This is a genomic window from Aerococcus sp. BD502, from assembly GCF_057919555.1.
In genome coordinates this window covers 1,629,924-1,651,300 of sequence record NZ_CP147972.1, presented here as the reverse complement: position 1 = coordinate 1,651,300, position 21,377 = coordinate 1,629,924, and the positions used below count along the sequence as shown (strand labels likewise).

The following is a 21,377-nucleotide window of genomic DNA, read 5'->3' as shown; positions in this document are numbered from 1 at the left end:
CTAGCACACAATATTGACTAATTTATTGGGAACGACAATAACTTTTCGAAGCTCACGCTCGCCAATGGCTTCCTGCACCTTGTTGTCTTCTAGGGCCAAGGCCTTTAACTCATCCCGAGTAAGATCTACTGGCACGTTAAGGCGGGCTTTAATTTTGCCATTCAATTGGACCACAATTTCCAGGCTTTGCTCTTGTAATTTTTCCTCATCATAAGTCGGCCAAGCTTCGAAACTGATTCCTGTTTTTCCTGTCAATCTTTGCCACAATTCCTCACCTAAGTGGGGAGCAATAGGCGCCAGCAATTGGACGAAGCCCGCGGCATAAGCTTTGGGTACTTGCTTAACCTTGTAAGCTTCGTTAATGAAGACCATTAATTGAGAAATTGCCGTATTGAAGTGTAGTTCTTCATAGTCTTCTGTCACTTTTTTAACAGTTTGGTGGTAAATTTGCTCTAGAGCTTCGTTTTCTTGTTCGGTAATTTTATCATTCACGCTACCATCTGCCGTGATAAATAAGCGCCAAATCCGGTCGAGGAAACGGCGGGCACCGGCTAAGCCATCAGCACTCCAAGCAATCGAAGCATCCAAAGGGCCCATGAACATTTCGTAAAGACGCAAGGTATCCGCCCCATAAGCTTCAATCACTTCATCAGGATTGACGACGTTGCCTTTTGACTTAGACATTTTCTCATTACCACTCCCTAAAATCATCCCTTGGTTGAAGAGGTGCTGGAAAGGTTCTTTGGTGGAAACGACCCCCAAATCATAAAGGAATTTATGCCAGAAACGGGCATAAAGGAGGTGCAGCACAGCATGCTCAGCCCCACCAATATAAAGATCGACATTCATCCAATATTTTTCCGCCTCAGGGTCAACCAAATGCTCATCAGCTTGCGGCGAGCAGTAGCGGAGGAAATACCAAGAAGAACCTGCCCACTGTGGCATGGTGTTGGTCTCCCGCCAACCTTTCAGGCCAGTTTCTTCATCCGTCACCTCTAACCAATTTTTAAAATTGGCCAGGGGCGACTCCCCGGTCCCACTGGGCTTAATATCCTTACCTGCGGGCAAGGTAACGGGTAAATCTTCGACGGGAACCGCGGTAGTGCGCCCATCCTCCCAATGAATGACCGGAATAGGTTCCCCCCAGTAACGTTGTCTGGAGAAGACCCAGTCATGGAGGCGGTAGGTGGTTTTCGCCTGGCCCGCGTCCTGCTCTTCCAAATAAGCAATGGCCTTATCCATCGCTTCCGCTTGATCTAAACCATTCAGGAAGTCGGAATTAATATGCTGGCCATCACCCACATAGGCTTCTTGGCTCAAATCGCCACCCTCTAAGACAGGCTTAATTGGCAAGTCAAAAGCTTTGGCGAAGTCATAATCGCGCTGATCATGGGCTGGCACCGCCATCACGGCGCCAGTGCCGTAACTCATTAAAACATAATCCGCCACCCAAATCGGTAGGCGCTCACCATTCATTGGGTTAAGCGCATAAGCCCCAGTGAAGACGCCTGTTTTTTCCTTGGCGAGATCGGTCCGTGCTAAATCATTTTTCTTTTGCGCAGCTTTAATATAGGCACTGACAGCTTCCTTTTGCTCGTCTGAAACAATATCCCAAAGCAAGGGATGCTCAGGCGCTAGGGCACAATAGCTCGCCCCAAACAACGTATCTGGCCGGGTCGTAAAAACCTTAAAGCTTTCCTCATGATCAGCGACTTTAAAGCTGACCTCCGCCCCCCGCTGGCGGCCGATCCAGTGCCTCTGCATTTCCTTAATATTTTCGGGCCAATTAACTTCGTCTAAATCCTCTAGCAGGCGGTCCGCATAAGCAGTAATTTTTAGCACCCACTGCTTCATCGGCCGGCGCACCACTTCAAAGCCACCGCGCTCAGATTTCCCATCAATAACTTCTTCATTGGCCAAAACGGTACCTAAGGCTTCACACCAATTGACATCAATTTCATCCTCATAGGCGAGGCCACGTTCAAATAATTTAGTGAAAATCCATTGAGTCCACTTAAAGTATTCGGGATCCGTGGTCGAAATTTCTCGGGACCAATCCATACTAAAGCCTAAACTTTTAATCTGCCGTGTGAAATTAGCAATATTTTCCTTTGTAAACTCCCGAGGATCATTGCCTGTATTGAGGGCATATTGTTCAGCCGGCAAGCCAAAAGCATCCCAGCCAATCGGATGCAAAACGTTATAGCCCTGGGAACGCTTCATGCGGGCCATAATATCCGTCGCCGTGTAGCCTTCAGCGTGGCCCACGTGCAGACCAGCGCCCGATGGATAAGGAAACATATCCATGACATAATACTTGGGCTTGGAAAAATCATCACTCGCTTTAAATGTTTCCTCAGCCTCCCAGTATTGCTGCCATTTTCTCTCAATATCTAAATGGTTAAATGCCATTTCCATCCCTCCAAAAATAAAATAAAAAAGTCCTATCAAACCGATAGGACGCTAAGCGCGGTACCACCTAACATTTACTTCTCATACCCTTAGTGCGGGCGAAACAATGCATGCAAAATGTGATCTTGTACGAGTTCATCGACACCTAGGCATATTCACACCCGCCATATGCTCGCTGGACTAGGCGCGTCAATTACTACTTACAAGTTTCTATTATACCATAAATAAACGATCCAGAAAGCTAAGCTCCCGGAATATTTAAATTCTGGCCCGGCAACAATAAGGAATTGCTCGTGACATGGTTAGCGGAAAGCAAGGCCTCGAGACTAACTCCGTGTTTTTGCGCAATGCGGTAGAAATTATCTCCAGCTTTTACTTGGTAAGTTCCTTGTGTTAAAGAGGCGGCTGGTGTTTTCACATCACCTGGCTTCGCAGTTGCTGATGGACTAAGCGCTCCTACAGCTGTTGAGTGTGTTTGACGACTACCGTCCATCGAGAACACTTGGCCTGGAAGAATAAGATTAGAGGTCAGACCATATTTAGCCTTCAAAGCGGCAACGTTAGTGCCCAAAGCTTGCGCAACCGTGTATAACCCGTCGCCTGGTTTTACCGTATAAGTTCCTTTTGACGACGTGGCTGGCTCTTGCTCGGTTTTCGACAAGCTATTCCCTGGTTTGCCAACGTTCTCGAATGCCATGGTAAATACTTGTCCTGGATGAATCATATTAGATTTTAGACCATATTTTGCTTTCAAGCTAGCCACATTGGTACCCAAAGCTTTCGCAACGGTATAAAGTCCATCACCAGCTTTAACCGTATAACTGGCCTGATGCTTGGCGCTGGACCCTTGAGGTTGTTCTTGACTATGAGTTGGCTTCGACGTAGAAGTTTTTTGGCCTCCCATGGTAAAGACTTGGCCAGGATGAATTAAATTGGATGTCAAGCCATACTTCGCCTTTAGGGCACTTACGCTCGTTCCTAATGCTTGGGCGACCGTGTACAAGCCATCGCCAGCTTTTACTGTATAGCTCCTTGCTCCAGCTGGAGTCCAAGAGCTGCCAGGCTTAGGCGTTGGTTTTCCGGCTGGCTGACTGACGGTGCCAGTACTTTGGCCTCCTGCCAGGGTAAACACTTGACCAGGGTGAATTAAGTTAGAGGTTAGACCATATTTTGCCTTTAAAGCAGCAACCGAAGTGCCTAAGGCCTGTGCAACGGTATAAAGCCCATCACCTGCCTGGACGGTATAACTCTTGCCCTTGCCTGCATTAGTGGGCTTTTGGGGGGCTGGTTTTGGCGTCGTGGGCTTAGCCAACGCAGAATTTCCCCGGCTCGGCTCATCATAGCGCGTTAGGTTTTGTTCTTCAATAATTTTATTTAATTTCGTCCCATAGGAAGTATCTGTCGCATACCGACCCGTTAAAAAGGCAGTAGCATCCCGGTAAGATGACGTCTGACTGCGCCATGCTCCACTATAAAAATTAGCATTAAAGCTCAAACCTTTACGCAGTAAATTGGTATAATCTTCTAAAGACTCCCGGTAACTCGGATACGCCCTAAAACCGTCATTAATGGGATAATAGTTACCCTTACCATTGTCTTCTAAAGTTGGCATCACAACCGTTTGACCGCGGTAATTCCCTTTGATACCAAATAAATTATGGTAAGGGGGGCGAGCTAAGTGGGACTGACCCCAGCCTGATTCTAAAACCGCTTGGGCCATCATAACAGATGCATAAAGGTCATTTTCGCGTGCTAAATCAGTGGCATGGGGAATCAATTGCTTCAAAAAAGCCTGGGCAGTCGCCACGCCAGTTTCGATTTTCGTGTTGCTAGAAGCTTCTGCTGCTTCTGCCTGTAGGGCAGAGGCACCAGCTACGGCGAGCATCGAGCCCATTAAAATCGCGGTAGATTTTAGCAATTGCTGGGCAGGCTCAGTCTTTTTTTGTTTCTCGTACACAATCTAGCCTCCTCTAATATCTTACACTCTCTAGTATACGGGAGGATTTTTTTGCTTGGGTAATTTTTCTGATTTTTTTGTCCATATTTAATAATTGTAACGAAATTGTAATACAAAGCAATCCCCAAAACTACCAGCAAAAACCTCTTACTCATGGTAGAATGGAAGCAGTTTAGAAAGGAGAGTCCATGAAAAATATATTCGCCTACCAAGACCTGATCCTGCCCCATTATGTTCATGGAGACATGACCGTTGTCGATGCCACCTTAGGTAATGGCCATGATGCCTTGAAGCTTTACCAATGCTTAGGAGTCGGCGGACAGTTATATGGTTTTGATATTCAGGCTGAGGCCCTAAAAGCGAGTCAGGAACGCTTGAGTAAAGTTCCTCACCTTGCTACTTACCAATTTTTCCAAGCCAATCATGGAGACATCAGCCATTATCTGCCAGCTAATACTGAACTGGCTTTTGCTATTTTTAACCTTGGCTACTTACCGGGTGGGGACAAAACTTTAATAACAAAACCTCAGACGACTCTCCAAGCCTTAGACTGGCTTTTAGACCATTTAAAGGCCCAGGGGCTCATCATGATAAGTAGCTATACCGGCCACCCAGGGGGCTTGGATGAATACGAAGCCCTCAAAAACTATTTAAAGCAATTGCCCCAAAATAAGTACCAAGTGAGCGAGGTAAGCTTTATTAACCAAAGCCATCATCCTCCGCACCTATTCACAATAGAAAGGCGATAGCAAATGAAATTAGACCGTCATACGTTAAGACTTGGCCTCTTAGGCCTCATCTTATTTTTACTGCCTGCCCTTTGGCCTTTAAGCTTGGCCATTCGGTTGCAAAGCTTAAAGCTGGGCTGGACTTTAAGCATCAGTCTCTTCCACCTCGTGGTTAGCCAACTGCTCTTACTTTTCACTTTGAATAAAAGTTACCTCTTGCGACCCAACAAGGCCTATGCCGTCGCTCTTTGGGCCGTGAGTATTGTCCTTATTATTTTTCATTTCTTTATCTTACCAGCCCCTTTGCCCTTGCTCTTACTGATAGAATTTTTACTCGTCCACCTGACCCTTTTCGCCCGGCGTTTGCTACGCATTATCAGCACGATCACGATGACGGCATGTTTGGTTATTTTCCAACATGTCTTAATGCTAGCAAATCTTAACACCCTATTTCCTGAACTGGTAGGCTTTTATATTTGCCTCTTCCTCATTTTATTCAGTGTCCTAATGCGGCATGGCCCTCGGGAAGATTTAGCCTGGGAAAATCGTTACAACACCTTAGAAATTATTATTTTTGCTCTAGCTAGTGCGATATTAGCCTGGGCAGCCAAGGACCAGCTCTGGCTCATGATCACCAGCTATGCCTTAACCCTCGCTGGCCTTGTCATTAGTTTCCAACAGGAAAGACTCACACCGCAAACGCCCCATACTGATGAAGGGAGAGATACCGATCTTGGCCCACAATAATATGGTCCAAGCATTCTACCCCCATCAGGCGGCCGGCCTTGATCAAACGCTTCGTTAACTTAATATCGGCCTCGGAAGGCTCAGGATTGCCCGACGGATGATTATGGCCGACAATAATCCGGGCCGCCGAATAACGTAAAGCTTCCCGGTATATTTCCCGGGGATGAGCAATCGAAGCTGTTAATCCACCTTTAAAAAGGGTGGATTTTTTAATGAGTTGATTTTTACTGGTCAAGTAAAGCACCATGACATGCTCTTGATTTAAGTGTCCTAAAGCGCGCAGAAAATGAGAAGCTGCGCATTCCGATGAAGAAATACAAGCTGACAAAGGCCGTTTAGCGGCAGAAAGCCGGTCCCCCAATTCAAAAGCTGCCAGTAATTCAAGCGCCCGGATGGGGCCAATACCTGTGATTTTGATTAATTCCCCATAACTTGCCTGCTTCAAGCGATACAAATCACCAAACTCTTCGATTAGTGACAAGGCAATTTCAATTGGGCCTACATGCCTAGTCCCCGTTCTTAATAAGATCGCCAGCAATTCATAAGTGGCTAATTCTTTCGGCCCTAAGGCCAAAAGCCTTTCCCGCGGCCTTGATTCCGCCGGCATTTTTTTGATATCACATTTCTTAAATTCTCTCATCGTATCCCTCCTAGTGGGAGATACGGGAAACATTTAAATTTTTACCCAGCTTTTATTCAACAGTGACCGATTTCGCTAAATTCCTAGGCTTATCCACATTCAAACCTCTTAGTTTCGCCACTTCATAGGCTAAGTATTGGGTCGGTAGAATACTCAATAAAGGCTCGAAACCTGCCGCCACGGGTGGGAGAATAATCGTGTCATTTTCCTGGGCCAAAGCCTGGCTCGCAATGATTAGCACATGAGCGCCGCGCGTTTTGACTTCTTCAATATTACTGCGCAAGACCTCGGAAGTTTTCCCTTCCGTCAAGATAGCAATCACCGGCAAGCCTGCTTGAATAAGAGCAATACTACCGTGCTTTAATTCTCCCGCGGCAAAACCTTCGGCATAGAGATAGGAAATTTCCTTTAATTTCAAAGCGGCCTCATAGCTCGTAAATTGATCCAGGCCGCGGCCAATATAAAAAGCGGCCTCCTGCCCAGTAAAATAGCGACGAGCGAGTTGTTGAAAGCGTTCGGCTTCTTGTAGGATGGTTTCCATGCCAGCGATCAAAGAAGCGGCCCGCTCCCTAAAGACGGGAACTGGGTTTTTCTTAAGGCATGCCGCCAAGACCTGGAAAAGAAAAACCTGAGCCACATAAGCCTTGGTTGACGCGACCGCAATCTCTGGCCCGGCATAGAGTGGGAGCACAAAAGTGGCTTGCCGGGCTAGGCTGGAATTTTGAGCATTCGTCACCGCTAGGCTTGGGGCCTTTAAGCTGGCAATTTTACCTTGTACTTGTAAGGTATCCGCCGTTTCCCCCGACTGGGAGAGGAAAATGAAGAAAGGACGAGCACTCAAACGAGGAGGGTAATAGCTAAATTCGGAAGCTAAATGAACTTCTGCCGGAATATCCAGAGCTGCTTCCAAGTAGCGGGCTGCTAGAAGGCTAGCATGCCAACTGGTGCCACAAGCCACAAAATATAAGCGATCGCTGGCCTGCATAGTATTAAGCAGGTCTGCTTGGAAGTGGTAGGATTCTTGACCGAGATATTTTTCGCATAAACGTTTGATGACGGCAGGTTCTTCCGCAATTTCCTTGGCCATGTAAGAGTCATACTGGGCCAAGTCGACAGCCAAACCACTGGGCTTGACCTGGAGCAAGGGACGACTCACAACTTCTCTTGAAGCAGACCAAATTTGGCAAGTCTCTCTGGTCAATTGAGCCATATCATTGTCCTCAAGTTCAATATAGTCGATGGTTAAATCATCGGTAGCCAAGGCATCAGAGACAACCGTTTTAAAATCTTCGCCTAACCCAATTAATAGAGGACTCCGCCGCTTGGCCACCCAAAGCTCATCCGGCTTAGCAATATCCAGCAGGGCTAAGGCGTAGGACCCTTGAACTTCATTTAAGGCCAATCGGAGAGCCTCTTGGGTCGTTTCTCCTGCGGCCTTAAAATGCGCAATAAGATTCACTAAAACTTCGGTATCCGTACTACTCTTTAATTGGAGGTCCGGTAAGTACTGAGCTCTCAGGGCCTGGTAATTATCAACCACGCCATTATGCACTAAAACCAAACGACCATCTGCGGAAACGTGAGGATGAGCGTTAGCTTCAGAAGGTTCACCGTGTGTGGCCCAACGCGTGTGCCCAAGCCCAACTTGGCCAGGCAAAGCTTCTGGCAGGGCTTGACGTAAGTTTTTTAAGGGACCGCTGCGCTTGATTAAATGTCCCTTTCCCGCTGCTTCACCAACAAAAATACCGGCGGAGTCATAACCCCGGTACTCTAATTTCTCCAAGCCTCGTAATAAGATAGGACTAGCTGCCTCTTGGCCTAAGTAAGCTACAATTCCACACATAAGCGAACCTCCGCTCTTTCTCGTCAAATGCTGTTTAAAATATTAATTCAAATGATCAAAATGCCTGACCGCTAGCGGTCAGTAGCAGTAATATCTTATAAAATGTTTTTTTGCCTTGTCAAGAAAAATAGCTAATCTTAGAAAAATAAAAAGCCTCCCCAAATAGGAGGCTTAAACCAGCAATTATTGCTTAAGTTCTTCAATGCGAGCCTTGGTGGCTGCTAATTTCTTCTGATATTCCTCGCCCTTTTCGCGTTCAGCGTTGACAATTTTTTCGGGGGCATTATTCACAAAACCGGTATTGCTTAATTTGCCTTCCACGCGTTGGACTTCAGCTTCCCATTTAGCAACTTCCTTGTGCAGGCGAGCAAGCTCTTCATCGATATTTAGCAAACCCTCTAAAGGCAAGTAAATCTCGCCCGCCGCAAAGAAAAGCGTCATGGCTTTCTCCGGCGCCGTTAAATCTGCCCCTAAAGTAAGAGATTCAGGATTCATAAAGCGTTCCAAGTATTCACGATTTTCTTCAAAAGCGATAAGAATTTCTGGCTTCGTGCATTTAATTTGAATCGCAATCGGCTTCTTGGGCTTGACGTTGTTTTCACTCCGTGCATTTCTGACCGCCCGAATGGCACTGATCATGGCTTTGACCGTGGTTTCCGCAGCTTTAAATTCCTTATCGGCTTGGACCTTAGGATAAGCTGCTACGGAGATGCTAGGGGCTTCTAGGGTGACAGGGAGGTGCTGCCAAATTTCCTCCGTCACAAAAGGCATGATCGGATGCAGCAAGCGCAGGGTTCCATCTAAAACATAAGCTAAGACAGCCTGGGTTTCCCGCTTTTCTGCTCCATCTGTACCGCTCAGAATGCCTTTGCTCATTTCAATGTACCAGTCACAGAATTCATCCCAGATAAAGTGATAGAGGTAGCGCCCAGCTTCGCCAAATTCAAATTTATCAAAGTTACGGGTCACTTGAGCGATCGTATCATTGAGGCGGGTGAGAATCCATTGGTTGATCAAATTGTTCACCGTCACATCCGCCAAAGCAGGCACCTCAGCACCTTGGAGATTCATAAGGGCAAAACGACTGGCATTCCAAATTTTATTAATGAAATTCCAGGCAGCCTCTAATTTTTCGGGGTTATAGCGAATATCTTGGCCAGGTGTCGAACCCGTCGCAAGGAACCAGCGTAGGGCATCCGCTCCATATTTCTCAATAACATCCATGGGATCCACGCCATTGCCAAGGGATTTGGACATCTTCATCCCATCTTCAGCACGGACGAGACCATGAATTAAAACATTTTTGAATGGATGGTGGCCAGTAAATTCCAAGCCTTGGAAAATCATGCGGCTGACCCAGAAGAAGATAATATCATAACCGGTTACCAACGTATCGGTTGGGTAGTAGCGTTTAAAATCATGACTCTCTTCATCCGGCCAGCCCAGTGTCGAAAAAGGCCACAATGCTGAACTGAACCAGGTGTCCAAGACATCCTCGTCTTGCTCCCAATTTTCTTCATCAGCAGGAGCTTCCATGCCCACATAAATCTCACCAGTTTCCTTATGGTACCAGGCAGGAATCTGGTGGCCCCACCACAATTGCCTGGAAATAACCCAGTCATGAACATTCTCCATCCACTGCAGGAAGGTATCTTCAAAGCGGGGAGGGAAGAAGTCAACGCGTTCAGCTGTTTTTTGATTGTCAATGGCACGTTTCGCTAAAGGAGCCATCTTAACAAACCATTGGGTTGATAGACGAGGTTCCACCACAGCACCAGAGCGCTCGGAATGCCCTACACTATGGACCATTTCTTCCACTTCTTTGAGGTAGCCTTCCGCTTTAAGATCTTGAACAATCGCTTCTCGGCATTCTTCCCGCGTCATATTTTCATAGGGACCGGCATTTTCATTCATGCGCCCATCCGGATGCATAATATTAATTCGATCGAGGTTGTGGCGCTGGCCAACTGCGAAGTCATTCGGGTCATGGGCCGGTGTAATTTTCACCACCCCTGTTCCAAATTCACGATCCACATAGTGATCCGCCACCACCGGAATTTCCCGGCCAACGAGGGGAAGGATCACTGTTTGACCGACGTAGGCTTGATAGCGCTCATCATCAGGGTGGACAGCTAAGGCGGTATCGCCGAGCATCGTTTCGGGACGTGTAGTAGCTAAGCGTAAGCTCCCACTGCCATCAGCTAGGGGGTATTCCAGATGGTAGAAAGCCCCTTGGTCTTCCTGGTAGATTACTTCAATATCTGATAAGGCCGTTTGAAATTGGGGGTCCCAATTAATAATATATTCGCCCCGGTAAATCAAACCTTTTTGATAAAGGTCCACGAACACTTTACGCACCGCTTTTGAGAGGCCTTCATCTAGGGTAAAACGTTCTCGGTCGTAATCCACCGAAATTCCCATTTTCCCCCATTGCTGGTGAATAGTTTCAGCGTACTCCTCCTTCCAGGCCCATGTTTTTTCAATGAAGGCTTCCCGTCCCAAATCATAGCGGCCGAGACCTTCTTCCTCCCGAATTTTTTCTTCCACCTTTGCTTGGGTCGCAATGCCCGCATGGTCCGTTCCGGGTAGCCATAGGGTATCAAAGCCTTGCATGCGTTTTTGGCGAATCAGCATATCCTGCAAGGTCACGTCCCAAGCATGGCCCAAGTGGAGTTTACCCGTCACATTAGGCGGCGGCAAAACGATCGAATAAGGTTCGGCCTCTTGCTCTTCGCTCGGAGCAAAAAAGCCCTCCTCCACCCAATATTTGTACTTTCCTTCTTCAACCTGCTGGGGATCATATTTTGTAGACATCTCTTGTTTTCCCATCATTTTTCTCCTTTCTTTGGCCATTATCTTGAATTTTTGCTATAAAAAAAGCACCCCTCTAGGGTGCTGGGCACGGTACCACCTAACGTTTTACTTCTGGATAACGGCCTTGGCCGGCAAGGTGTATTGTAAGCAACTATAATGCACTATCTTATGGACCTTCCACCCTTATCCACTCGCTAGGAAGATTCATGCATTAACCTCTTACGCCTTGTGTGATATTAGTACAATTTTAGCAAGCTTTTAAGTAAATAGCAATGCTTTCCTCAGCCTAGGCTTTCCAGCCGTTGTTTTTTGCCGCCTGACCCTTAAAACGAGAGACATAGGGATTGCCTGCGACCGAAAAGCGGAGCGGTTTTTCCGTCCACTCGCCTTTATTGGGAATGCCAATGCGAGGCGACCTATGGATTTCCTGGGGTTCACGGCGCGCGGTAAAATCAATATAGAGCGGGGCTTGCCAAGTGGGCTTTCCATAATCACGTTCTTTATCGACGGCAAAAGCTTGGGTCATTTTCCCTGGGCCATTCGTTAATTCCCGGCCGCCTCGTCCCCGGCGTGCCTTCATAATTTCCTGCCCTTCACAAGGTTCTACGGCCCGCAGAAGAATACCTTCCGGCTGTGTCTTATCTTGGGTAATCATATTTAAACCCAAATGCCCATGGATCGTATAAATATACCAAATGCCAGCAGCCTGGTAAAATGCCTCTAAACTGGGCGTCCGCCGGCCACCGTAGACATGAGCCGCTTGGTCTTTCTTACCCAAATAGGCTTCCACCTCCACTAGCCAGCCGGCGACACGGCCACTCGGTAAGTCAGAGACAAGACGGTAGCCTAAAAGTTCCTTTGCTAAAGCTTCGGTAGGGGCCTCTCGTTGAATAAATTTTTGCTGGTAGAATTGGTTAGTCACGCCGCTTCGTTTTCCCTTCCCAGGCTTGGAAGCCGCCTTCGAGCAGGTAGATCTCTTGGTAGCCTTCCTTCTTCAAACGTTTGGCGGCCCGACCGGCAATAGCAATGCCGTTATCATACAAGTAAAGCGGCTGGCTCCGGTTAAAGCCGGGCACCCCTTGATTAAATTGGGAATAAGGAACATTACGAGCACCATGAATATGGGCACTGCGAAATTCATGAGGTTCCCGCACATCCACTACCTGCGCCTGTCGCATGCCCGCTTCAAATTCCTCCGGGGAGAGGATGGTTGCCGCCTGCCGACGCGTCCACCATTGGTAAAGTTCATAGAGAAGGTAAGCGACAGCTGCGGCAAACAAAAGCCACATGAACACTTGTCTGGGACTAATTGCTAGCATTAAATTCATCCTTTCTAATAAAGTGATCTTAAGCACTAGGCAAAAATGCTATTATAGTGCCCATGATTTAGAAGTATAAAAATAGTGACGCCTAAATATAAACCAGCTGCTAGCCAACGGTAAGGGCGCTCTTCTTTCTCATCAGACATTAACCACAAGGTCATGAGTACCCCACCAAGGGCACCACCTAAGTGGCCAGCCAAATCAATATTCGTGCTAAAGAGATTTAAAATAATATTTAAGATGATCAAGGTTTTATATTGCTGGCCCAATGCTGAGTAATAAGGATTATCCGGTTTGAGGTAAGCCATGGTCACAAAGAAGGCAAACAAGCCGAAAAGTGACGTACTGGCCCCTGCGGATAAGCCCCAGCTAAATTGATAGCTAAGTAAATTCCCCATCACCCCAGAGAGGATGTAGAGTAAGGCAAAGCGCCAAGAACCAATTATTTTTTCCACGAAACTCCCCAGATAATAGAGGACCAAGGAATTCATCAGCAGATGAACGAAGCCAATATGAATAAAAATGGGGGTGAATAAACGCCAGTACTCCTGATGAAGGGCAATCAGAGAATTTTCCTTCGCGCCGAAGAGGAGCAGCAGATAAGAATTTTCGCTGCCTCCTAGAAAGGTCATGGCCAGAAAAACTAAGCATTGCAGGCCTAGAAAGATATAAGTTAAATAAGGTTTTCGATTGGACATGTCAGGCTCCTCATCCCTTTTCATGTATAAAAAAGGCTAAGCAAACACCAGAAGGTTCGCTTAGCCTCTCAGTTTATTTTTTATTTTTTCACTTCACGGAATAAGCAAACCCGTTTAAGTTTAGGACTATATTTTTTTAATTCTAAACGATCAGGATTGTTATTTTTATTTTTTTCCGTTAGATAGAGACGTTCGCCTTTGCATTCGGTGTTCTCTAATAAAATATTAACGCGCATGATTTTCCCTCCCTGTTCCATTTTTTAAATACTTATCCATTTTAGCATAATTCCCTACGTTTGCAAAGAGGTTTCCCCTTACTGGCCACTAACGGCCGGCTGGTTGCTCCCTTCCTCATCTTCGTCATTCTGCTGGTTCGATGTGGCGGCGTCCGAATTTTGCGTCTCCCCGTCCGTTGGCACAGCATTTGGATCCTCTTCATTGTCTAAGGGATTCGCCCCGTCCTCATTAGGTTGATCTTCGTCAGCCATCGCTTCCTGTTCTTTTTGCACATCGAAGTAGGCCGCAAAAATATCTCGGCCCACACTGACCGCTGTCGACTCCAAGCCGTGTTCACTAATATTGGGGATGACGACGGAAATAGCAATTTCGGGATCGTCATAAGGGGCATAGCCGGCAAAGGTACTGTGAATGAGGCCGCGTTGACCGGTTTCAGCTGTCCCGGTTTTCCCTGCAACTTCGACCGGGAAGTCTCCCAAGGCTCGGTAGCCCGTACCATCAGGATTATGAACCACATCCCAGAAGCCTTCTTGAATTTGCTTAATTTCCTCAAGCTTAAGGTCCACTTGATTTAATAAAATCGGCGATTGTTGGTAAATAATTTTATTAGGACTCTCTTCATTGCCCGTTTGATTGTTCGTTTCTAAAATTTCTTTGAGCAAGTGAAGCTTCATCCGGGCCCCTTGATTGGCAATGGTGGCCATATATTGATTCAATTGCAGGGGGGTGTAGGTGTCAAACTGGCCAAAAGCCATATCCAGGTAACTCCCTGGATCCTGCTCCCCTCCCGAAAGGCCACGTGATTCATTTTGCAGATCGATCCCTGTCGAAACACCGAGGCCAAATTGATGGTAGACTTGGCGTAGTTTATTGCCTAAATCAGGATCAAGGTTTTCTAACGTCATCCCTTCTTCATAATCATGAAGGCCACCAATCGCCATGGCCAGGCGGATCATGTAGACGTTAGAGGAAACGGTCAAGGCTTGCTTATCATCGAGAAGCACCTGCCGATTAGGATCTTGCTTATACCACCAAGAGGCCTTAATTGGAGTTCCTGAGAATTTCAGGGCTTGATCCAAAAATTGATTATCCCGGTCAAGGCTCAACTCATCATAATAGTAGCCAGCAGCAATCGTGGCCCCTTTGATCGTGGACCCCATGGTAAAGGAACCATTCATAGTGCCCAGCGCATCATCAAGCACTTGGCCATCTTCATCCCGTTGCTTCCCACTCATGGCAAGAATTTCTCCAGTTTTGGGATTAGAAGCTACTGCATAAATTTGCTTACTCTCGCCTCCACGGCGATTTTCGAGGTAGTCACTGAGAATATCTTCCACTTTTTCCTGAAATTGACGGTCAATCGTGAGCCGCAGCGAGTTCCCCGCCTTACCAGCATATTTTTGGTCAATACTAATGAGCTGGCCTTCCGAATTAATCTCCGTTTCATATTTTTCCTTGGCCCCCCGCAGGCTGTCCTCATATTGGGCCTCAATATAGCTATTGCCAACCCGGTCATTGCGGGCGTAACCCTTCGCTAGGTAACTATTCACCCGCTCATGAGGTAGGCCTTGCTTTTCAGTGGTCACGCCACCCAAAATACTGCGTAATAGGCCATCATAAGGATAGGAGCGCTGCCAGTCCATGGTCGTACTAATTCCCGGTAGCTGGCTTTGGTGCTCACTCACCCGCGCAATTTCAGCATTCGTCACATTTTTATTTTTAATTAAGGTAGTACTAAAGGCAAAAGCTGCATTCATCTGCTTAAAAATTTTAGCAACAACCTTATCCTCTTCAGAAAGTTGATGTAAATCCTTACGTGTGATTTTACTTAACTGCCTTTCATAAAGCTCCGCATCCTTAAGTTCTTTATCCTCATCCGATAGCCGCTCATTAACGGCCTCTTCATTTTTAACCATGAAGTAATCTTTGAGGTCGCGTTCCGTGAGGCCGTCGCTGTCCATCCTAATATACTTAGCCAAGCGTTCGGCCGTTTTAACCATATCTTGAGCAGTTGTTTTAGGTCCACGCGTATAACCAATGGCAGGCAGGCCTTCATTGCCAACCAAAATATCCCCTTGCCGGTCCAAAATTAAGCCCCGCGGCACGCCGACCTTAGCGACGTTGGTTTCCGTAAGGTGCACCAGTTCTTCAAAAGTTTTTCCATTAACTAATTGTAAATAACCTAAGCGGAAAACAAGGACCGAAAAGGCCACAAAAATAAGAAGCAATAAAATATTTAAACGATTTAAAAAAGGCTGCCAGCGAACGGGCCGGCGCTCTGAGCGCATTTTTTTCATGGGACCACCTTCCCTCTCGCCTATTATAGCAAATTCATCTTTTGATTAATAGGGAGACTAAAATTTCTTAACCCCAAAGAATTATGCCCGCCCAGGACCTTCTTATGCTAAGCTAAACAAAGAAGGAGGTTATGATGCTTAACTTACGTTCTCGCTTACAGGGCTACGTGCCCCTTAAAAAACAGGCTTATGCCCGCTACCTTTGGGCTGGTCTGAGTTTTTTCCTGCCTATTTTCATTTTACTCGCCTACCTTTTTCTCGGCCAAGGGGTTTACCCTGCTGGCCCCCAGTCAATCCTCACCGTCGACTTAGGCCAGCAGTATATCGACTTTTATGCCTATTACCACCATACCCTCCAAGGCCATGGTGGGGACCTTTTGTATTCTTTTAGCAAGGCTTTGGGTGGGGAAATGCTGGGAACCTGGTCGTATTATTTAATGAGTCCCTTCCTCTTATTAACCTTGCTGGGAGACCTTAGCCAACTCCCCATTTGGGCCTATGTGATGGTGGCCTTAAAAATTGGCTTTGCCGGTCTCAATTTCTATTTACTGCTGGCCCATTTCTACCGAAAAGCCCAGCCCAGCATGGTGATTTTTGCCTTAAGTTACGCCTTGATGGGCTATTTTCAAGCCAACCAAATGAATATTATGTGGCTCGATGGCCCCATGATTTTACCTTTAATTATTTTGGGCATTGAAAAAATCCACCAAAAACAAGACCCCCTGCTCTATCCACTAGCCCTTGCTTATGGCCTGATCACAAACTATTACATCGGCTATATGCTGGCCCTATTTTCCGGCTTATATTTTCTTTATAGCTGGTGGTGTCGCTCCCGGCAAGGTAAAGTCTTCTACCAATTTATTAAAAAAAGCCTACTGGCCCTCGCCTTGAGCGCTTATGTCCTTTTACCCACCTTTTTTTCCTTACTGAAAAGTAAAGCCGCCCAAGGCTTTCCAAACTGGACCTTCGAATTAAAACTATCCCTTCCCCAATTGCTCAGTAAATTTTACCTTGGGGCTTTTAATTTTGATCAATTGCCTAAGGGCTATCCCAATATTTATGTGGGAGGCTTAGCCCTCCTTTTCGCCTTCGCTTTTTTCTGGAATAAGAAAATTAAGTCCCAGGAAAAATGGGCCGCTTTTTTCCTGCTGAGTTTTCTGATCGCCTCCTTCTTCCTCGCCCCTCTAGATTTACTCTGGCATGGCTTCCAGTATCCCATCTGGTATCCTGCTCGTTTTAGCTTTACTTTTAGTTTCTTCCTGATTTGGCTAGCCTACCGCAGCTTTCACTGCCAGCAAAAGCTGCCTGGGGGCTTGGCCAGCTTACTCGTCATGGGCAGTGGGCTATTGACCTTGTATTTATACAAGCATCGGTCGGCCTTTCCTTATTTATCACTAAAAACGATACTCATCAGCTGGGGGCTTTTCCTGGCCTATTTGCTCTTATTTTACTTCCAAAAGCCAAAAAATTACTTCCTTCCCCTAGCCCTGTTCCTGTTGGTGCCACTGGAATTGACAAGTAATCTGACCCTCACTCTTGACAGTATTAGCTACCTCGATCATAAAGATTACACTGCCTACCTGGCTGATCTAAAACCTCTCACTAAGTCTTTGCCGGAAGTGACCCAGCAATTTTACCGGCTCGGCAAGAATTTTGAGCGTACTAAAAATGATGCCCTTAGCCTGCAATATTTTGGCACTGACCACTTTAATTCTACCCTGGAGCAAAAAACGATTGACTTCTATAAAGCCCTAGGTCTGGCCACCACCAGTGGGTCTGTGAATTACTCCTCAGGCACCCTGTTAACCGACCAGCTCTTTGCCTTAGGTTATGCCCTGACCGCAGCAGAAAAATCAGCAAGCCAACTTGAGGAGCGTCCCTACCACCTGCGCTTAAATAATTGGCGGCCGGATTGGAGTGCTTGGCCCTTAAAGGATATGCACCAAGGCTATGCCCTAAGAAAACGGCCTGGGCCCAGCAACTTGGCCTACCTCGTTACTGAAGAGGTCCAAAACTTAAACTTCGCAGACCAGGAACCGATCGCCAACCAGGAGGCCTTGCTGCAGGCGATCGCGCCTTTAGAGCATGGAGAAAAATATTTTGAACGTATTCCTTTCTATCGCCTTCGCACCACGAACATTGAAAGTGATGAGCCCAAGTATATTCAAACGGTTTACCGGCCTAAGGCGAACGACAAGGTGGCCTATGTGGATTTGACCCTGCGCTTGGAAACACCGCAAGCTTATTATTTAACCTTACCGGGGCATTTTAAACCCGAGGATGTTGACTTGAAATGGGATGGTCAGAAATTGCCTTATGATGCCGCCTATCCTAACGGGCAAATATTAAACATCGCTGCCAATGAGCCGGGGGAAACGCATATCCTCTCCGTGAAAATAAAAAAAGAGCAGAGCCTCCACGGACTCTACCTCTACCAACTTGCTCCCAAAAAACTAGAACGCGCCTTCAGCCCTGCTGTCACCGGAAGTTTTCAATTAAAGCATTTTAGCGATGCCTACTTCACTGGGACAGTTGAAAGCAAGCAAGATCGCCAAGTCTTAATGTTATCTATGCCCTACGACAAGGATTGGGAAGTCCTCGTAAATGGGCAAAAAGGGCAGCTTATACCCTTAATGCAGGGCGGCTTTCAAGGGCTAAAGCTTCCCAAGGCAGGCCACTATGATCTGGTTTTTCGCTTTCGTCCCCAAGGCTTAAGAGGGGGCTTCCTTCTAAGCTTATCAGCCCTTGGCGGCGTAGGCTACCAGTATTTTAGAAAGCGCGGCGGAAAATAACTTAGCTAGAAAGTGGCAAGCAGTTCTTCCAAGTAAGCCCGGTCTAAGACAAATATTTTCCCGTCCACCCTGCGAATCACCTGCTCTTTTTCAAAATTTCCCAGCTCCTGATTCAAGGAAGAACGGTTCACGAGTAAAACATCGGCCAGCATTTGCTGGGTGCCCGGAACAATATAATTATGGTCCTCATCCGTTGAGGAAAGTAACCAAAAGGCCAAACGCTGATTGACCTTCGTAAAGGTAACGGTTTGAATCACCTTCTTATTATAGCGGCAATAAGTTGAAACAAACTCTAAAACGTTAGCCATGAGCCTGGAGTCGGCCGCCACTAATTCTCTAAAAGGTTGGACGGGGATATGGAAAACATGGGCTTTTTTGTGGCAATAGACATTATAAGGGAATTTCTTCGCCCCACCATAAATGAGGTAAATGGGAAAGGCATCATAGGCAAAATAATAGGATGAGACAATTTCACGACCATCGAGCTTATATTCATTCGTCTTTAAAGCCCCTGACAAAATAACATAGAAATAATTAATCGGATCATCAAAGTAATTAACCGCCTCACCCGCTTCATAGCTTTGCGGCACAATTTTCATGCGATTAATTTTTTCAATCGTTTCTTCCTCTATATTTTGAAAAAGGTAGAATTCCTTTAGCTGCTCGTAAAACATAACGTTCACCTCTCCTTGAACCCTCACGTTACTTCTATTATACTCCAGCATGAAAAGGTTTTAAAGATGAAAGACGGCCCCAAGTAAAAACTCAGAGCCGTCTTGGAGAGGTTGGATAGGTTGGTATGAACTAAACTTTACGCGTCCGTTGCTTTAACTTTATCTTCTTCCCCACGTTCGTGTTTATTGTAAACGGAGCTATCGATGCCTTCGAGGTATTTCACCACGTCATCGACGGGTAGCACGTCACAGAATTTAGCTTCCATGTCAAACATGTTCCATTCGATCACACCAGGCACCCGGTCACCAACGGTTCCTTCGGGCACAAGTGTCTTAAAGCCATAACCGGTCGAGTCCATGACCGTGTGGCGGACACAAGCACAAGACGTTGCCCCCATGACGATTAAGGTATCGACCCCTAAATAAGTTAAGATGTGGGCTAAGTGCGTGCCAAAGAAGTTTGACGCATATTTTTTGTGAATGACCGGTTCTTCCGGACGAGGTTTTAATTTCGGATCAATTTCCATCCAGTGGCTGTCAATATCTAAGGAGTGCATCGGAATCTTCTCATCCCAACGGGGTAAGTCCCACTGCTCCTTGCCCGTGTAGCCTGTGGTCGTATGGAAAATTGGCACACCGGCTTTACGACCTGCTTCTAAAACCTTCAGGGCATTAGCGCAGACTTCTTCGGACTTATCACAAGTGAAGGGGTGGCCTTCGGACATCCAAGCTTTCGCCATATCTACAGTGGTAATGGCGGGTGCTTTCCCTTGGCCCATTTCCCGCATGAAGCCCCGTTCCTTGTAGATTGCCCGGGCTTCTTTGAAGGCTTCCTTCAAAGAAGCCTCATTAAAACCATAACTATCGACATATTTGTATTCCTTATTATTCAACGCTTTGTTCTCTGCCATTTGAATTCCTCCTTTAGCTTCGTAACTAACAACCTATTGAAATTAGTGAAATAATTAGCGCTTTCACCAACTTACAACTTTATTATAACGTCGGTAAGCGATGTCACCTGTTGGCCCTACAACAAATAGTGATTCTTTTTCTACTTTTTTGCTTTAAATATCCTAAAATAGGTAAGCAATAAAAAAGCCTCCCCCAATGGAGAGGCCCATAGAAATTACGTCTTAAGGAAATGTCTTTTGACATAACGGTAAGTCAAAAACAGAATAAAAACAAAGCCCACATAGCCATTAAGAACATAAACAACGTTGACTAAGCGGCTAAAATCAATAGTCAAACCAATCACTGCCCCTAAGCAGCCGAGCACGAGCGTCAGCCAACGGTAGCGCTTTGATTTTTCCTTAGCAAAACGGGCACAAACGTTCCAAAGCAAAGGAACGGCTGTGGTATAAATACCCAGGAAAATTGTTAAGGAAAAAAGTAAAGATAAGAAGGGGCTAATTTCCCGAGCCAATATGAGGACAGGAATTTGAGAGTCATAAACTTTACCAATGGATAAGAAAATCGCCAACATCATAATGAGACAAGCCAAGACAAAACCACCTGCGCCCACGATGATTGATAGCCGACCTTCCCGTAAATTTTTCAAGGAACGACCCAAGGAAGATAAAAAGCCAGACAGCCAAATCACACAAAAGCCAACGTATGAAGCCGCCGCAAATAAGAAGTTACTCGAAGCCACCGACATCTGACCAGTCGCTAAGGCTTTTTCTAGGGCTTCTTGGGCATAGGGCCATTGCTCAATATTTTGTAAGACAGAAACACTGCCCACCCCAATGGCCAAGACGACAATGGCGGGGCCGATTTTACCAATGACATCGACAATCCGATTTAAGCCAAAAAAAACGGTCACGATAACCGCTAGGGCTAAAATAATCCCGCCGATATAAGCCGGACTCGCAAATTGCTCCACGGCCGTAGCTTGGGCGCCCGCCACCATGACAGTATAGGATAAGAAGAGGAAAAAAACGGAAAAATAATCATAAAATTGACCAATTTTCGGACCACAGACCTCTAAGTAAATATCATTAGGATTGGCCATTTCTCCTTCGTATCCGGTGTCAATTAATTCTGTCCCAATAATGAGGAAAAGAATTAAGATGAACAACAAGCCAAGTAGCCCCCAGTAGCCGTATGCCGCAAAATACTGCATGATTTCCTGGCCGGTCGCAAAGCCCGAACCAATCAATAAGGCAATAAAGGCCCCGGCATAGGTAATAACACGATTCCAATTTAAAGTTTTCATG

At 46.3% G+C, this 21,377-nt stretch carries 16 protein-coding genes; 3 read left to right on the top strand and 13 right to left on the bottom strand.

Features of this window, described 5'->3' with window-relative positions:
• Together leuS and WF803_RS07920 are read right to left on the bottom strand one after the other, a co-directional pair.
• Positions 1 to 2,412, bottom strand: coding sequence for a leucine--tRNA ligase (gene leuS, locus WF803_RS07925; protein ID WP_489610944.1), 2,412 nt, complete (start codon positions 2,410 to 2,412; stop codon positions 1 to 3).
• 241 nt (positions 2,413 to 2,653) lie between these two features.
• Positions 2,654 to 4,369: a muramidase family protein gene (locus WF803_RS07920; RefSeq protein ID WP_489610943.1), complete on the bottom strand. Its 1,716-nt coding sequence runs from the start codon at positions 4,367 to 4,369 to the stop codon at positions 2,654 to 2,656.
• Positions 4,370 to 4,557: 188 nt separating this feature from the next.
• Between WF803_RS07920 and mnmM the strand changes: the two genes are divergently transcribed.
• Both mnmM and WF803_RS07910 read left to right on the top strand, forming a co-directional pair.
• Entirely contained in the window at positions 4,558 to 5,118 is a 561-nt protein-coding gene (mnmM, locus tag WF803_RS07915) for a tRNA 5-(aminomethyl)-2-thiouridylate-methyltransferase MnmM (protein WP_489610942.1), read from the top strand.
• Positions 5,119 to 5,121: 3 nt separating this feature from the next.
• On the top strand, positions 5,122 to 5,844 hold the full coding sequence (locus tag WF803_RS07910) for a hypothetical protein (RefSeq protein ID WP_489610941.1): 723 nt from the start codon (positions 5,122 to 5,124) through the stop codon (positions 5,842 to 5,844).
• Here WF803_RS07910 and radC read toward each other — a convergent pair.
• The 8 genes from radC to WF803_RS07870 form a co-directional block, all read right to left on the bottom strand.
• Complete coding sequence (gene radC, locus WF803_RS07905) at positions 5,786 to 6,484, bottom strand: RadC family protein (RefSeq protein ID WP_489610940.1); 699 nt, start codon at positions 6,482 to 6,484, stop codon at positions 5,786 to 5,788. The two genes, WF803_RS07910 and radC, sit on opposite strands and share 59 nt — an antisense overlap.
• 52 nt (positions 6,485 to 6,536) lie before the next feature.
• Positions 6,537 to 8,327, bottom strand: coding sequence for a glutamine--fructose-6-phosphate transaminase (isomerizing) (glmS, locus tag WF803_RS07900; protein ID WP_489610939.1), 1,791 nt, complete (start codon positions 8,325 to 8,327; stop codon positions 6,537 to 6,539).
• A 183-nt stretch (positions 8,328 to 8,510) separates the two neighbouring features.
• Complete coding sequence (locus WF803_RS07895) at positions 8,511 to 11,159, bottom strand: valine--tRNA ligase (protein WP_489610938.1); 2,649 nt, start codon at positions 11,157 to 11,159, stop codon at positions 8,511 to 8,513.
• Between the two features lie 268 nt (positions 11,160 to 11,427).
• A complete protein-coding gene (locus tag WF803_RS07890) occupies positions 11,428 to 12,063 on the bottom strand; it encodes a DNA-3-methyladenine glycosylase (RefSeq protein WP_489610937.1) in 636 nt (211 codons plus the stop codon).
• Positions 12,056 to 12,460 (bottom strand): rhodanese-like domain-containing protein, encoded by a 405-nt coding sequence (locus tag WF803_RS07885; RefSeq protein ID WP_489610936.1) that lies wholly within the window; start codon positions 12,458 to 12,460, stop codon positions 12,056 to 12,058. Before WF803_RS07885 ends, WF803_RS07890 begins: the two co-directional genes overlap by 8 nt.
• Before the next feature lie 35 nt (positions 12,461 to 12,495).
• A complete protein-coding gene (locus WF803_RS07880) occupies positions 12,496 to 13,161 on the bottom strand; it encodes a rhomboid family intramembrane serine protease (RefSeq protein WP_489610935.1) in 666 nt (221 codons plus the stop codon).
• A gap of 80 nt (positions 13,162 to 13,241) precedes the next feature.
• Positions 13,242 to 13,397, bottom strand: a complete 156-nt coding sequence (gene rpmG / locus WF803_RS07875; protein ID WP_489610934.1) for a 50S ribosomal protein L33 — start codon at positions 13,395 to 13,397, stop codon at positions 13,242 to 13,244.
• A gap of 78 nt (positions 13,398 to 13,475) precedes the next feature.
• Positions 13,476 to 15,695: a peptidoglycan D,D-transpeptidase FtsI family protein gene (locus WF803_RS07870; RefSeq protein WP_489610933.1), complete on the bottom strand. Its 2,220-nt coding sequence runs from the start codon at positions 15,693 to 15,695 to the stop codon at positions 13,476 to 13,478.
• 134 nt (positions 15,696 to 15,829) lie between these two features.
• Here WF803_RS07870 and WF803_RS07865 point away from each other — a divergent pair, with 134 nt between their 5' ends.
• Positions 15,830 to 18,487, top strand: a complete 2,658-nt coding sequence (locus tag WF803_RS07865; protein WP_489610932.1) for a YfhO family protein — start codon at positions 15,830 to 15,832, stop codon at positions 18,485 to 18,487.
• A 5-nt stretch (positions 18,488 to 18,492) separates the two neighbouring features.
• Here the strand turns inward: WF803_RS07865 and WF803_RS07860 are convergent, their stop codons facing one another.
• From WF803_RS07860 to WF803_RS07850, 3 genes are all read right to left on the bottom strand, one after another.
• Entirely contained in the window at positions 18,493 to 19,161 is a 669-nt protein-coding gene (locus WF803_RS07860; protein WP_489610931.1) for a Crp/Fnr family transcriptional regulator, read from the bottom strand.
• A 137-nt stretch (positions 19,162 to 19,298) separates the two neighbouring features.
• Positions 19,299 to 20,072, bottom strand: a complete 774-nt coding sequence (locus WF803_RS07855) for an isochorismatase family protein (protein ID WP_489610930.1) — start codon at positions 20,070 to 20,072, stop codon at positions 19,299 to 19,301.
• Positions 20,073 to 20,287: 215 nt separating this feature from the next.
• Complete coding sequence (locus WF803_RS07850; protein ID WP_489610929.1) at positions 20,288 to 21,376, bottom strand: YkvI family membrane protein; 1,089 nt, start codon at positions 21,374 to 21,376, stop codon at positions 20,288 to 20,290.
• Position 21,377 lies beyond the last annotated feature (1 nt).